Genomic DNA, 13,894 nt, shown 5'->3' on the forward strand with positions numbered 1-13,894 from the left:
GAAGAAAACCTGATACAAAATGATGGTGTGCCCGGATAAAACCCGATCGCTGGGGGAAAATAAAACGGAAGACTGCCGGAAGTTTACATATGCTTTTTAGGATATGTAAATTTTTGGCGGTCTTTTTTTATTTCATATGACAGTGCGTCCAATGAAATAAAAAAGCACTCCGCATTGTTTTTGTTTTACAGAAAGGAATTTTAGTATGTATGTGATCATTGACCATTATGATTCTTATGTCTATAATCTGGCCCGGGAACTGGAGGTTTTGGGCGGAAAGACAGAACTGATCAGAAGTGACAAAGCAGATCCCGGATATTTGGAGTATTTGAGAAAACAGGGAAGTCTTGAAGGGCTTATTTTGTCACCGGGACCGAAACGTCCGGAGGACTGTGAAGACTCTGTTCAGCTGGTTCTCCGGTTTGCCGGGCGTATCCCGATTCTTGGGGTCTGCCTGGGACATCAGATGATCTGCCGGGCCTTCGGCGGCTGGATTGTGAAGGGGGCAAGGCCCATGCATGGCAAAGTGACAAAGGTCATACACACCCGGCAGGGGCTGTTTCAGGGACTTCCCAAAGAGTTTCTGGTGACAAGATATCATTCCCTGATAGCTGAGAGGGAAAGCCTGCCGGATGTACTTCGTCTGGATGCAGTCTCCTTCGAGCGGGAGGTCATGGCAGTCAGCCATAAAACACAGCCCGTCTTTGGAGTACAGTTTCATCCGGAAGCCGTGCTTACGGAATACGGCAGTGAGCTGCTGCAGAATTATATGAACATATGTGAGAGATGGAGGAAACATGGAGACAAAAATCAAAAGAGTACCATTTTATAAAGATCCTGCAGAGATTTTTCATTCTTACCGGGAGGAAGCGTATGCAGTGTTTCTGGATTCCTCTCTGGAAAATGATCAGGGAAGATACTCGGTCATCGGACTGAATCCCTATTTGATTTTAAAACAGGAGAACGGGAAGGTGAGTGTCAATGGCACAGCGGTCAGCCGTCCATTGGAGGACGTTCTGGGGGAGTGTCTGGAGGCCCGCAGGGAAGAGAATCCGACGCAGCTTCCTCTTGTGTCCGGTGCTGTCGGATATTTTTCTTATGATTACGGCAGACAGTTTGAACATATTTTATCCCGCCACAAAAAAGAGCATGAGGTGCCGGAAGCGGTATTTGTTTTTTATGATAATCTGATTATTGCGGATCAGAAAAAAGAACAGCTTTATATGACCGCGGGGGAAGAATGCAAAAGTGCAGAGGATGCATTCCGGGAGATGGAGCAGACGATCAGGGAAAGCATCTGTCCCGGAAAGCCGAGGAGACAGGGAAAAACTGCACACTTTATTCCGGATTTTCAAAAGGAAGAGTATAAAAAAGCAGTGGAGCAGATGATTTCATACATCGAAGAGGGAGATATTTATATTGCCAATATGACACAGCAGCTGAAAATTCCGGGCAAAGGCAGGTGCTATGATGTGTTTCAATATCTGCGTTTCCATAACCCGTCGCCTTTCGGAGCGTATATGAACTATGGTGATTTTCAGGTGATCTGTGCATCCCCGGAACGGTTTCTGAAGGTTACGGACGGAACTGCTGTCACCAGGCCGATCAAAGGGACAAGAAAACGGGGACAGACCAGTGAGGAGGATGATTTGTACAGGCAGGAACTGCTGGAATCAGAAAAGGACCGAAGTGAACTGCTGATGATCGTGGATCTGGAACGGAATGATCTGAACTGTGTCTGTACTCCCGGAACTGTCCGGGTACCGGAGCATTGTGCTGCGGAGCAGTATGCCACGGTCTTTCATTTGGTCAGCACAGTGACAGGAGAACTCAGGGAAGGAACGAAGTTTCAGGAACTGCTGAGAGCCATGTTTCCCGGAGGATCGGTCACCGGAGCACCAAAAATCCATGCCATGGAAATCATTGACCGGCTGGAGCGGAGCCAAAGAGGGATTTATACAGGTTCCATCGGGTATATTTCACTGAACGGAGACTGCGATTTTAACATTGTGATCCGGACGGCTGTCTATAAAGACGGGGTCTACCGGTTAGGTGCAGGCGGAGGCATCACATGGGAGTCTGACCCGGAATTTGAATATGAGGAAACTATGCAGAAAGCTAAGGCAGTGCTGGAAGCAATCGCGGGAGCAGAAGGGGGACAGGATCTATGACGGTTCAGGCGGATGAAGGGTATTATTTTGGAATGGGTGCATTTGAGACAGTTGCACTGGAACAGGGACAGCCGGTTCTATTTGAGCAGCATATGAACAGGCTTGAAAGGACTATGCAGTTTCTTGGAATCCCGTTTCGAAGAGACAGGGCAGAAAGAGAGACGGAACATTACTTAAAAGAGAGAAATACAGAATTTACAGGACACGATGCGCTGAAAATCGCAGTGTCAGAGAAAAATCTTACGATGTCTGTCCGCAGGAATCCATATGCAGACAGATACGGAGATGCAGGATTTGGCATCATGTACAGTGAAGTCATAAGAAATGAGACATCACCGCTTACTTATCACAAAACATTAAACTATGCAGAAAATCTGATGGAGAGAAGGAAGGCACAGGAGCGTGGATTTGACGAAGCAGTATTTCTTAACGGAAGAGGGGAGATTGCCGAGGGAACGGTATCCAATGTCTTTTTTGTGAAGGGGAATAAACTGTACACCCCGCCGGTTTCCTGCGGAATGCTTCCCGGAGTGATGAGAGAGTATGTATGCAGAACTTTTAAAGCGGCAGAAACCGTCATTCGGCCGGAGGATGTGGGTGCTTTTGATGAAATGTTTCTGACAAATTCACTGATGGGAATCATGCCTGTACAAAATCTGGGTGACCATTGGTTTTCGTCTGAAGCGGCGGCAAAACAGCTGCAAAAAACCTGCTGTCCCGGACATTTTTCAACATTGCCGTAAGAGCGGGAACTGCTTCTTAATATAATTTGAATCGGGATTCTGTACATTGCTTGTAAAATATAAATGTGTCTGCTAAAATTAGAATAAACTGAGTTATTGTGAACAGAGTAGAAAAAAGATGTGCGGCAGCGGTATGGGAGGCAGGAAAGATGAAAAAGAATAAGCGCATAGCAGCGACTTTGCTCCTGCTGTTCCTGCTGGGCCTTGTGCTTGCAGCGGCAGCTAAGAAATATTATGCAGAAGGACGGGAGAGGAGTTTTCGGAGACTGACTGAGTATACGCAGGAGGCAGCAGCGGATATACAGAAGACGTCGGAAAATGACCGGGCATACCTTCAGCGGGCGGCGAAGATTACTGCCCAGTATCAGATGACAGATTCAAAAGAACTGAGGAACATACTTTCCGAACTTGGAACTGTGGGAACAATTTCCCGTGTGGAGCTTCTGGTGCCGGGGGACCGGCTTTTAACTAAGGACGGTACAGTGGATGTATCGGGAGAATTGTCTTTTCGGGATATTTCTAAAAAGGGTGTTCATATTTCCAGACGAAGCAAAGATTTGACAAATCCGGATAAGATGATTCTAAGATATTATATGCCGGTAAAGAAAAATGGAAAGACAGCGGCAGTACTCTGTGGAGTCACGGACCTTTCCAAATGGCCGGAGACGCTTACCGTAAAGGGATATGGAAGCGATATGCAGCTTTTTGTGATAGAAGGCCGTACCGGAGACTTACTTATGGATACCTGGCGCACCAGCCTTGGCAACATGAACCGTTTCAGCGGCTATTCACTGAAAAAGGGATACAGCCAGGAGCAGACAAGTTCAGATTTTGCCTCAGGGAAGCCGGGAACTATTGTATTTCATTCACAAAATATAACGGGATATTATTATGCCCGCTATGTGCCTGTTGGCACACAGGACTGGATGGTCATGCTCACAGTTCCTGAGAGGGTTGCTTATGCACAGGCAGACAGGATGCTGTATTCTTTCTATATATTTGCGGCACTTCTGCTGGTGATCTTTCTTTTTTATCTTTTTTGGATTCTGTGGGAAATCAAAACAGAGAAAGCGGAAAGCCAGCGGCAGATTCGGAATGTACAGCTGATTCTGGAGATTGAAAAAGCTCTTTTTGATGCCCATATACAGCCGGAGCATTTTGCTGCGGCACTGCAGAAGACAGCGGAGCTTTTGAAGGCTGAATCGGTATTTCTATGGCTGACGGATACAGAAGTATTAGGTAAACAGTATCTGCGGTCAGGCAGTCAAGGCTTGGAATCGGAGCAAAACCCTGAATTCGAAGAGATTCTTGAAGACATTGTATCAGTTTGTCAGGATGGGCATGGAATTGTCAGCTGTCATATGGAGTCTTTCTGCAGACAGTTTGGTTTTGAGAGAGACAAATACGACAGGTTTAATATCTTAAGCCTGACGCTGATTCCGGTAAAAGGGCTGGAAGGAAATCTGGCAGTAATTCTTGGTGCCTTCAATCCTGAGAACAGCTGGGACACCACGGAGCCTCTGGAACAGGTAGCCCTGAGTTTTTCCATGGCGGTCAATCACTATGAGGCGCACCGGGCACTCATAAGGATGGGACAGATAGACAGTCTCACAGGCCTTATGAACCGGAACAGTTTTCATGCTGATGTAGAGACGATGAAAAAAGGAAATTTCAAGTCACTTGCCTGTGTTTATATGGATGCCAATGGACTGCATGAGATCAATAATTATTTGGGGCATCAGGCAGGAGATGAGATGCTCATGGCTGCCGCCGATGCCCTTCGGGATAGTTTTACCGGGAACAGTATTTACCGGATCGGCGGAGATGAGTTTGTAGTATTCTGCAGGGATCAGGATAAAGAGGAAGTTGAACAGAGAGCCGGTATGGTCCGCAAATTACTCACTGATCCAAGCGGCGGAATCTCTGTGGGGATAGAATGGAGAGACAAAGATTTTGATATAGAGGATATGGTGATTGCGGCAGAGACTGCCATGAAGGAAGATAAGCAGAATTATTACCGGGAAAACGGAAACGAACGCCAGGTCCGCTGCCTGGACCAGCGTATGGAACGGATTATCCTGGAGAAAAGGGATGCGGATACGTTCCTCAGTGTCCTGGCGCCTGAGTTTAAAGGCGTTTATTTTGTGAATCTGGGCAGCAACAAGATCCGTCATCTTTATATCCCTTCTTATTTTGAAGAGTACTTAAGAGAAGCACATGACAAATTTAATGATGCTTTGCTGATTTATGCCAGACGCATTGTAAAAGATGAATATTACGGTTTGTTTGAGCAGTTCTGTGATTATCATTATCTGGAGGAACAGCTGGGTAAAGGTATTACACCGGAGTTTGTCTATCAGAGGACAGATAATGAATGGCTGAGACTCAGAGTGCTGAAATTCAAGAATTATACAGAACAGCATAGAGAGACACTTTGGATTTTTTCAAGTATTGGAGAGCCAAGGGAATCCTCAGTGCAGGAAAGCTATATTTAAAAGCCGGAAAAATAAGAATGCCTGCGGGATTAAAAATTCTGTGCAGGCATTTTTTTCATAGGGCACCCTTTGGGTGGTTTGTTCGATCATCGTACCATGATAAGTGTAACACTAAAATCGTCAATCACGAATTTAGTTGGTGAAACAAGAATTTAACAATACATTTTACAAGCCACCCCATAGAAAATGATTGACTTTGAGTTAGCTCCAGATGTTATGATGAAAGAAATCAAATCATAAAGAAATACTAAAGTCGGAAGGGAATGGTATATGATATGCGGTATCGGGAGCTTGGAAATACGGGCATGAAGGTCAGTGAGATCGGACTTGGCTGTGAAGGGTTTGTGGGAAAAAATGAACAGGAGACACAGGATCTTTTAAATATGGCACAGAAACACGGGGTAAATTATTTAGATCTTTATACACCGGATCCGGATTTGAGAGACAGAATCGGAAAGGCTTTAAACGGCAGGAGGGATAAGTTTTTTCTTCAGGGACATCTCTGTACCATATGGCAAGACGGACAGTATAAACGCACCCGGCAGATAAGCGAGGTCCGGGAAGGTTTTGAGGATATGCTTCACAGGCTGGACACATCGTGTATTGAAGTAGGGATGATCCATTATGTGGATTCTTTAAAGGATTGGAAAGAGATCTATGAGGGGCCTGTGATGGAATATGCCAGGGAACTGAAAGCATCAGGGAAAATCCGCTATATCGGCATGAGCAGCCATAACCCGGAGGCAGCTGCGGAAGCGGTGAAGAGCAAAGAGATTCAGGTGCTCATGTTTAGTGTCAATCCATGTTATGATCTGCAGCCGGCAGGAGAGGACTGCGGAGAACTGTGGGATGACAAAAATTATGAAGGAGATCTTGTGAATATGGATCCGTCAAGGGAGGCGCTCTATGAGCTTTGCAGCCAGATGGGCACAGGGATAACGGTCATGAAGGCTTTCGGCGGAGGGGATCTGCTGAGTGAAGAATTATCTCCGGCTGGAAAAGCACTGACGCCAAGCCAGTGTATCCATTATGCTCTTACCAGGCCGGCAGTGTCCTCTGTCCTGGCAGGTGCCCATTCCCCGGGGGAAATGAAAGCCAGCCTTTACTATGAAGAGGCGGGGGAGGCTGAAAAGGACTATGCCCGTGCGCTGGCTTCTTTTCCGAATATAAGCTGGCAGGGCCACTGTATGTACTGCGGCCACTGTGCTCCATGTCCTAAAGGAATTGATGTGGCATCTGTCACCAAATTTCTAAATCTTGCAAAGGCCAGAAAAGAAGTGCCGGAGACTGTCAGAGAACATTATGCCCTGCTGGAACACAAAGCATCGGAGTGTGTGGGATGCGGTATATGTGAAACCCGGTGTCCGTTCGGAGTTCCGATTGCAGACAATATGAAAAACGCAGCTGAAGTTTTCCAGGATTAATACATCATGCAGGAGGAAGTAACTTGTACTTACTATTTTTTATCGTTCCAATTTTGATTTTTATACCCGCAGGTATTTATCTGTATTTTTTCTTCCGCCGGATCTTCCGGCTGTTCCTTCATAGAGACACCCGTACAGTAAAAGTTCTGAGTGCAGCTGCGGCTGCGGCCTGTATTTACTATGCATGGCCCGCCTACGGGTGGGGCGGGGTGGCCGTCCTGCATCTGATTGGAGTATCTCTGATTATAGATTTAGTAAACGCTGCGGTGAAGAAATTTTTTGGAAGCCGCAGGAAGTGGGAGGCAGTTTATAAAAGCGGTATTTTGGTATTTGTTATCACTGCACTGATTTTTTCATATGGATATTACAATATGCAGCAGATCAAGAAGACGGAATATCAGATAACATCTTCAAAAGTGAAAGCAGGCAGCGGATTTAAAATTGCTCTCATGTCCGATATTCATCTGGGAGTTACGATGAATGCAGAAGAATTAAAAAAATGGTGCGGAAAAATCCAGGACCAGAATCCGGACATTGTTCTGTTGGCCGGAGACATTTTTGATGAGAATACAAAACGGGAAGAGATGGAACAGGCAGCAGAGGCTGTGGGAAATATAAAAAGCACCTATGGAGTGTTTTATGTTTACGGAAACCATGATTCCAATCAATATGTAGAAAGGCCGGAATATCGTTCTGAGGATCTGAGACAGGCATTGAAAACGGCGGGTATCCATGTGCTGGAGGATGAAGCCGTTCCTGCAGGAACTGGGATTTGTGTGATAGGAAGAAAAGATGCCGGTGACCAGTCCAGAAAAAGCCTGAAAGAGATCATGAAGAATGTGCCGGATCATAAATTCTGTCTGCTGATGGACCATCAGCCCGGAGATCTGGAAGAAAATAACAGGGAAGGTATCGATCTGCAGGTATCAGGACATACCCATGCGGGGCAGATCTGGCCTACCGGCCAGCTGATGGAGCTTCTGGGAGTCAATGATATCAACTATGGATACCGGAAAACCGGAGAACTTCAGACCATCGTCACATCAGGAATGGCCGGATGGGGGTATCCGATCCGGACGGGCGGACACTGCGAGTATGTCATGATAGAGGTAACTGCACCATAACCCTGGCTGGCAGATGTTAATGTACTTTTTGATTCTGTGTTTTTTGAGTGTATTCGGTTCCCCACTCAACCATACAGTCCAGTATAGGCTTCAGGCTCATTCCGGTTTCTGTCAGGGAGTATTCTACCTTTGGAGGTACCTGGGGGTATACTTTCCGGTTCACCAGTCCGTCGGCCTCCATTGCCCGCAGATGGCTGGTCAGAACTTTCTGTGTGATGCCTGATACGGAACGCATCAGTTCACAAAACCGTTTGGTGCCGGTGAGCAGATCCCGGATGATCAGGACCTTCCATTTGTCGCCGATCAGCTGCAGCGTCATTTCCACAGGGCATTCAGGTATTTTTCTTTCCTTTGGCATGATCTGTATTCCTCCTTGGTATATAATGGCTTTATGGCCAGTTCAGCGGTGTGTATTTGAGCTGGCTGAAACAAACGTAATTATATTCTATATCTTTTCTGATTTTAACACAATAAGAAACCTGAAGGCGGCATAGTATCTTTTGGATACTGTGCCACTTTTTTGTGCGTAATTTACGCTGAGAGCCGCAGAGAGTACTATTAATCTGTATGAACTGGTAAAAGAGCATTTGAACATGAAAAAGGCGGTGGACTTAATGATTTGCAGAAACGATATAAGAGAAAAAGAGACAGAAAATGCAGTCTCAAAGCTGAGACAGGCAATGAATGAAGCCGATGCTGTTATGATTGGCGCAGGTGCCGGACTTTCATTATCAGCCGGATTCATGTATTCAGGTGATCGGTTTCAGAAATATTTTCCCGACTTTATTGAAAAGTATGGGTTTAGAGATGCCTATTCCGGAGGATTTCATTCATTTAAAAGTCTGGAAGAAAATTGGGCATATTGGAGCCGGTATATTTATATCAGCCGCTATACTGATGCACCGAAGCCTGTGTACACGGACTTGCTTGGCCTTGTCAAGGGCAGGGATTATTTTGTGCTGACAACCAATGTAGATCATCAGTTTCAGAAGGCTGGATTCGATAAGAACAGACTGTTCTGCACACAGGGAGATTATGGACGCTGGCAGTGCTCACAGCCATGCCATGATAAGACCTATGACAACGAAAAAATAGTAAAACAGATGACAGAAGCGCAGGGATTTAAGACTGCAGAAAATGGGAACTTGATTCCTCCGGAACACCCGAAGATGAGGATCCCGTCAGATTTGGTTCCCGAGTGTCCAGTCTGCGGCAGGCCGATGAGCATGAATCTCCGTGCCGATGATACTTTTGTTGAGGACGGGGAATGGCATCGGGCAGCACATAATTATGATGAATTTATTAAGAGACACCAGAATCTGAAAATACTTTTCTTAGAACTGGGCGCCGGAATGAATACGCCAACGATTATAAAATTTAATTTCTGGAGAATGACACATCAGTGGAAGGATGCGGTATATGCGTGTATTAACCTAAATGATGTATATGTACCACAGGAGATTGAGAAAAAATCAATCTGCATCAGGGATGATATCGGTGCAGTTTTGAAACAGTTACAGCATTATTTTTTATATTTATGAAAATATAGAGTTTCAAATGAAATTAAGAAGTTATTATATCCGGGAATCGTTTCCTCTTTGCTGCTGCCGGCAATACTCCTGTCTGAATATATAAATTCATTTGAATGCACGTTAATTACGAACGAAATAAAAAATAAATTATTTCGAAGAAAACTATTGACAAACAGAGAAGAAAAAGCTATAGTAAAATTACAAATGAAACATAAATATAGTTTCAAACGAAACAAAGCGAATGAGTCGATTGTATGGAGGTTATATTCATGGAGAACACAAAACATTTCGGAACCCTGACGGACAGAATGAAGCATTTTCGAGAAGAGGTTCTCGAAGAAAAACCATACATTGATGCAGAACGAGCAGTATTGGCGACAGAAGCTTACAAGGAGAATCAGAATCAGCCAAGAGTGATGGTCAGAGCATTAATGCTTCAGAAAATCCTGGAAAACATGACGATTTATATTGAAGATAAGTCACTTCTCGCAGGAAATCAGGCTACTAAGAACAGCAATGCACCGATTTTTCCGGAGTACACTTTAGAATTTGTTTTAAATGAGTTGGATCTCTTTGAGAAAAGAGACGGAGATGTTTTCTATATTACAGAAGATACCAAAAAAGCATTAAGAGAAATTGCTCCGTTTTGGGAAAATAACAATTTAAGAGCAAGAGGCGAAGCCCTCCTTCCGGAAGAAGCAGATGTGTTTATGGAAACAGGCGTCTTTGGAATGGAAGGCAAGTTAAATGCCGGAGATGCTCATCTTGCAGTCAATTATGAGAAAGTATTAAAGCATGGTTTAAAAGGCTACAGAGACAGAGTGGCTAAGCTTAGATCGGAGTTAGACTTCACTGTTCCTGAGAGCATTGACAAGAATATGTTCTACAAGGCAGTCCTCATCGTGATTGATGCTGTTATAGCTTTTGCAGACAGATACAGCCGTCTTGCAGCAGAACTTGCAGAGAAGGAAAGTAATCCGGACAGAAAATTGGAACTTGAGGAAATGAGCAGAATCTGTGCAAAGGTTCCATATGAACCGGCTGCATCTTTTAGAGAAGCAGTTCAGTCTGTATGGTTTATTCAGCTTATTTTACAGATTGAATCAAATGGTCATTCTTTAAGCTATGGAAGATTTGATCAGTACATGTATCCATATTATATGAAAGATTTGGAGAGTGGGAAGATCAAGAAAGAGGAGGCACTTGAACTTCTTACCTGTCTCTGGATTAAGACACTTACCGTGAACAAGGTCAGATCCCAGGCACATACACTTAGTTCTGCAGGATCTCCGATGTACCAGAACGTTACAATCGGCGGACAGACAGCAGATAAGAAGGATGCAGTAAATGAACTGAGTTTTCTCGTATTAAAATCAGTAGCACAGACCAGGCTCACACAGCCAAACCTAACAGTGCGTTATCATAAAAATATTAATAAGGCATTTTTTGATGAGTGTATTGAGGTTATGAAGCTTGGATTTGGAATGCCTGCACTGAATAATGATGAAATCATTATCCCATCCTTCATTGCGTGGGGAGTGAAGGAAGAAGACGCTTATAATTACAGCGCCATCGGCTGTGTTGAGACGGCAGTTCCCGGAAAATGGGGATACAGATGTACCGGAATGAGTTATATTAATTTCCCAAGAGTTTTACTCTGTGCTATGAATGACGGTGTAGATCTTACAAGCGGAAAGAGATTTACAAAGGGATATGGCAAATTTGAGACAATGGAAACCTATGAACAGCTTCTTGCAGCGTGGGATAAGACGGTCAGAGAGATGACCAGATACAGCGTTATTGTTGAAAATGCGATTGATAAAGCAAGTGAGCGTGATGTGCCGGATGTTCTTTGCTCTGCTCTTACAGATGACTGCATCGGAAGAGGAAAAACAATTAAAGAAGGCGGGGCAGTATATGACTTCATCTCAGGACTTCAGGTTGGAATTGCAAACATGGCAGATTCACTGGCAGCTATTAAAAAGCTGGTTTATGAAGAGAAAAAGATTACGAGAAAGCAGCTCTGGGATGCTATCCTTGATGATTTTACTTCCGAAGAGAATCAAAAAATACAGGAAATGCTTATAAAAGAAGCTCCAAAGTATGGAAACGATAATGATTACGTTGACCATCTCGTAGTAGAAGCCTATGATTCTTATTTGGATGAGATTAAGAAGTATCCAAGCACCAGATATAACAGGGGGCCAATCGGCGGCATTCGGTATGGCGGAACTTCATCCATCAGTGCAAATGTAGGCCAGGGCATGGGAACAAAGGCGACACCAGATGGAAGAAATGCCTTTGAACCGCTGGCAGAGGGGTGCTCACCTGCTCATAACTGTGATAAAAATGGTCCGACAGCAGTATTTAAAACCGTATCAAAGCTCCCGACAGATAAAATTACGGGAGGGGTTCTTCTGAATCAGAAAATGACACCGCAGATGCTCTCTACAGAGGAGAACAAGCAGAAGCTTGAAATGCTGATCAGTACCTTTTTCAACCGCCTGCATGGATATCATGTCCAGTATAATATTGTTTCAAGAGAGACTTTGCTGGATGCACAGGCAAATCCGGAAAATCATAAGGATTTAATTGTGCGGGTAGCAGGTTACAGTGCTTTCTTTAATGTACTTTCCAGAAAGACACAGGATGACATTATCGAGAGAACTGAGCAGACACTGTAATTTATATATAAAAACGAATATTTTGAAAGAAAGGCAGCAGTTATGAAGTTAATTATTGATGATGCAAATGTAGAGATGATCAAGAAGATTTATGAGTTTTATCCAGTTGACGGAGTGACAACAAATCCTTCCATTCTCGCAAAGAGCGGAAAGCAGCCGTTTGATGTATTAAAGGAAATAAGAGAGATTATAGGAGCAGATGCAGAACTCCATGTTCAGGCAGTTGCAGATTCGGCAGAAGGAATGATGGAGGATGCCAAGAAGATTACAGAGGTTCTTGGACAAAACACTTATGTAAAGATTCCATCTGTACCGGAAGGATTCAAGGCAATGAAAGCGCTGAAGGCACAGGGATACAACATTACAGCAACAGCAGTCTATACACCAATGCAGGCATATCTTGCAGGTAAATGCGGAGCTGACTATGCGGCCCCTTACATTAACAGAATTGACAATATGGGTTATGACGGTGTTGCAGTGGCAAAGAAGATTCATTCTATTTTTAAAAACAATGGTCTGCATACAGAGGTTCTGGCCGCAAGCTTTAAGAATTCACAGCAGGTACTTGATCTGTGCGAGTATGGAATCGGAGCATCAACAGTAGCCGCAGATGTGATTGAGATGTTTGTAAAGAATGCTGCTATCGGAGCTGCTGTCAATGATTTTACAAAAGATTTTGAAACTCTTGTAGGGACTGGAAAAACAATGAAAGACTGTTAGCAGATATAAAGATCAGAGGGTGCCATACAGAAGCCGGAGACTGGGATTTAGAGATGCAAAGGAGGATAAAAATGGATCAGGAACAGAGACTCGATTATCTGATCGGCGAGTTAGCCAAAGACTCCGGTATGTATGAAAGACTCAAAGCCGGAGAAGCGGACAAAAGAAGACTTCTCCGTTCCCTGATGAACGTCAGGATGCCCGGAGAACTGCCGCCTCGTTTGCTGAAGGTTCAGGATGAATATCTGCAGGAAGAGACGGCACAAAAAGGGATTGTTTCCGTTGAAGAGATACTGACCGTAAAAGAAGAGTTCGGGTCCCGGATCAGACATGCTGATAAGATTTCTGTATGGCAGGGCGATATCACTAGAATTTCTGCGGATGCTGTTGTGAATGCGGCTAATTCTCAGATGCTTGGGTGTTTTGTGCCGTGCCATGGATGCGTGGACAATGCCATTCATTCAGCGGCAGGAATGCAGCTTAGGGAAGAATGTTTCCGGATAATGCAGAAACAGGGACATGAGGAACCACAGGGCAAGGCAAAGACCACACAGGGATATAACCTTCCATGCCGGTATGTACTCCACACAGTAGGCCCGGTCATCTGCGGTATTCTCAGAGAAGAAGACTGTATGGCACTGAGAAGCTGTTATCAGTCCTGTATGGAAGCGGCGGAGGAAAAGCAGTTGGCCAGTATTGTTTTCTGCTGTATTTCTACAGGGGAGTTCCATTTTCCAAACGAGAGGGCAGCAAAAATTGCCATGGATACGGTGCTTACTTTTCTGGACAGAGAAAGCAGCATAAAGCGGGTTATATTTAATGTATTTAAGGAGAAAGACAGAGATATTTACAGAAAGCTTGTGACATGTTCCTCATGATTTCCGTTTGGCTCTTAGAACAATTCTTTCAAAAACAAAAGACTGATTCCGGATTTTTATTCTGGAATCAGTCTTTTCTTTTGCAAGATTTACGGCTCTACATCATTGTACAACTTCGGGCAG

Annotated in this window: 11 protein-coding genes; 10 read left to right on the forward strand and 1 reads right to left on the reverse strand. The window is 44.4% G+C overall.

Annotated features, from left to right (window positions below):
- Positions 1-205 precede the first annotated feature (205 nt).
- The 6 genes from KH180_RS12635 to KH180_RS12660 all read left to right on the forward strand — a co-directional run bounded on the left by KH180_RS12635 (position 206) and on the right by KH180_RS12660 (position 7,957).
- Complete coding sequence (locus KH180_RS12635; RefSeq protein WP_290760889.1) at positions 206-832, forward strand: anthranilate synthase component II; 627 nt, start codon at positions 206-208, stop codon at positions 830-832.
- Positions 798-2,171 carry an aminodeoxychorismate synthase component I gene (gene pabB / locus KH180_RS12640; protein WP_290760890.1) on the forward strand — a complete coding sequence of 458 codons (1,374 nt, stop codon included), beginning with the start codon at positions 798-800 and terminating at the stop codon, positions 2,169-2,171. Before KH180_RS12635 ends, pabB begins: the two co-directional genes overlap by 35 nt.
- A complete protein-coding gene (locus KH180_RS12645; protein ID WP_290760891.1) occupies positions 2,168-2,914 on the forward strand; it encodes an aminotransferase class IV in 747 nt (248 codons plus the stop codon). The genes pabB and KH180_RS12645 overlap by 4 nt, the downstream gene beginning before the upstream one ends.
- A 149-nt stretch (positions 2,915-3,063) precedes the next feature.
- Positions 3,064-5,409, forward strand: a complete 2,346-nt coding sequence (locus tag KH180_RS12650; protein ID WP_290760892.1) for a GGDEF domain-containing protein — start codon at positions 3,064-3,066, stop codon at positions 5,407-5,409.
- 263 nt (positions 5,410-5,672) lie between these two features.
- Positions 5,673-6,833, forward strand: coding sequence for an aldo/keto reductase (locus KH180_RS12655; RefSeq protein ID WP_330624552.1), 1,161 nt, complete (start codon positions 5,673-5,675; stop codon positions 6,831-6,833).
- Between the two features lie 23 nt (positions 6,834-6,856).
- Complete coding sequence (locus KH180_RS12660; RefSeq protein ID WP_290760893.1) at positions 6,857-7,957, forward strand: metallophosphoesterase; 1,101 nt, start codon at positions 6,857-6,859, stop codon at positions 7,955-7,957.
- Positions 7,958-7,973: 16 nt separating this feature from the next.
- Here the strand turns inward: KH180_RS12660 and KH180_RS12665 are convergent, their stop codons facing one another.
- Positions 7,974-8,315, reverse strand: a complete 342-nt coding sequence (locus tag KH180_RS12665; RefSeq protein WP_290760894.1) for a winged helix-turn-helix transcriptional regulator — start codon at positions 8,313-8,315, stop codon at positions 7,974-7,976.
- Between the two features lie 256 nt (positions 8,316-8,571).
- On the opposite strand from KH180_RS12665, the gene KH180_RS12670 reads away from it, so the two are divergent.
- The 4 genes from KH180_RS12670 (at position 8,572) to KH180_RS12685 (ending at position 13,771) form a co-directional block, all read left to right on the forward strand.
- Entirely contained in the window at positions 8,572-9,498 is a 927-nt protein-coding gene (locus KH180_RS12670; protein WP_290760895.1) for an SIR2 family NAD-dependent protein deacylase, read from the forward strand.
- A gap of 260 nt (positions 9,499-9,758) precedes the next feature.
- On the forward strand, positions 9,759-12,173 hold the full coding sequence (locus KH180_RS12675; RefSeq protein WP_290760896.1) for a glycyl radical protein: 2,415 nt from the start codon (positions 9,759-9,761) through the stop codon (positions 12,171-12,173).
- Positions 12,174-12,215: 42 nt separating this feature from the next.
- Positions 12,216-12,893 (forward strand): fructose-6-phosphate aldolase, encoded by a 678-nt coding sequence (locus tag KH180_RS12680; RefSeq protein ID WP_290760898.1) that lies wholly within the window; start codon positions 12,216-12,218, stop codon positions 12,891-12,893.
- A 71-nt stretch (positions 12,894-12,964) separates the two neighbouring features.
- Entirely contained in the window at positions 12,965-13,771 is an 807-nt protein-coding gene (locus tag KH180_RS12685) for a protein-ADP-ribose hydrolase (RefSeq protein ID WP_290760900.1), read from the forward strand.
- The last annotated feature ends 123 nt before the right edge of the window (positions 13,772-13,894 follow it).

It is taken from the genome of Anaerostipes sp., assembly GCF_018381315.1.
Classification (GTDB): Bacteria; Bacillota; Clostridia; order Lachnospirales; family Lachnospiraceae; genus Anaerostipes.

Bases quoted from the DNA above. Each gene is read 5' to 3' on its own strand.
- KH180_RS12650 (WP_290760892.1), top strand. From the start codon at position 3,064: ATGAAAAAGAATAAGCGCATAGCAGCGACTTTGCTCCTGCTGTTCCTG.
- KH180_RS12645 (WP_290760891.1), top strand. From the start codon at position 2,168: ATGACGGTTCAGGCGGATGAAGGGTATTATTTTGGAATGGGTGCATTT.
- KH180_RS12675 (WP_290760896.1), top strand. From the start codon at position 9,759: ATGGAGAACACAAAACATTTCGGAACCCTGACGGACAGAATGAAGCAT.
- KH180_RS12655 (WP_330624552.1), top strand. From the start codon at position 5,673: ATGGTATATGATATGCGGTATCGGGAGCTTGGAAATACGGGCATGAAG.
- KH180_RS12635 (WP_290760889.1), top strand. From the start codon at position 206: ATGTATGTGATCATTGACCATTATGATTCTTATGTCTATAATCTGGCC.
- KH180_RS12685 (WP_290760900.1), top strand. From the start codon at position 12,965: ATGGATCAGGAACAGAGACTCGATTATCTGATCGGCGAGTTAGCCAAA.
- KH180_RS12680 (WP_290760898.1), top strand. From the start codon at position 12,216: ATGAAGTTAATTATTGATGATGCAAATGTAGAGATGATCAAGAAGATT.
- pabB (WP_290760890.1), top strand. From the start codon at position 798: ATGGAGACAAAAATCAAAAGAGTACCATTTTATAAAGATCCTGCAGAG.
- KH180_RS12670 (WP_290760895.1), top strand. From the start codon at position 8,572: ATGATTTGCAGAAACGATATAAGAGAAAAAGAGACAGAAAATGCAGTC.
- KH180_RS12665 (WP_290760894.1), bottom strand. From the start codon at position 8,315: ATGCCAAAGGAAAGAAAAATACCTGAATGCCCTGTGGAAATGACGCTG.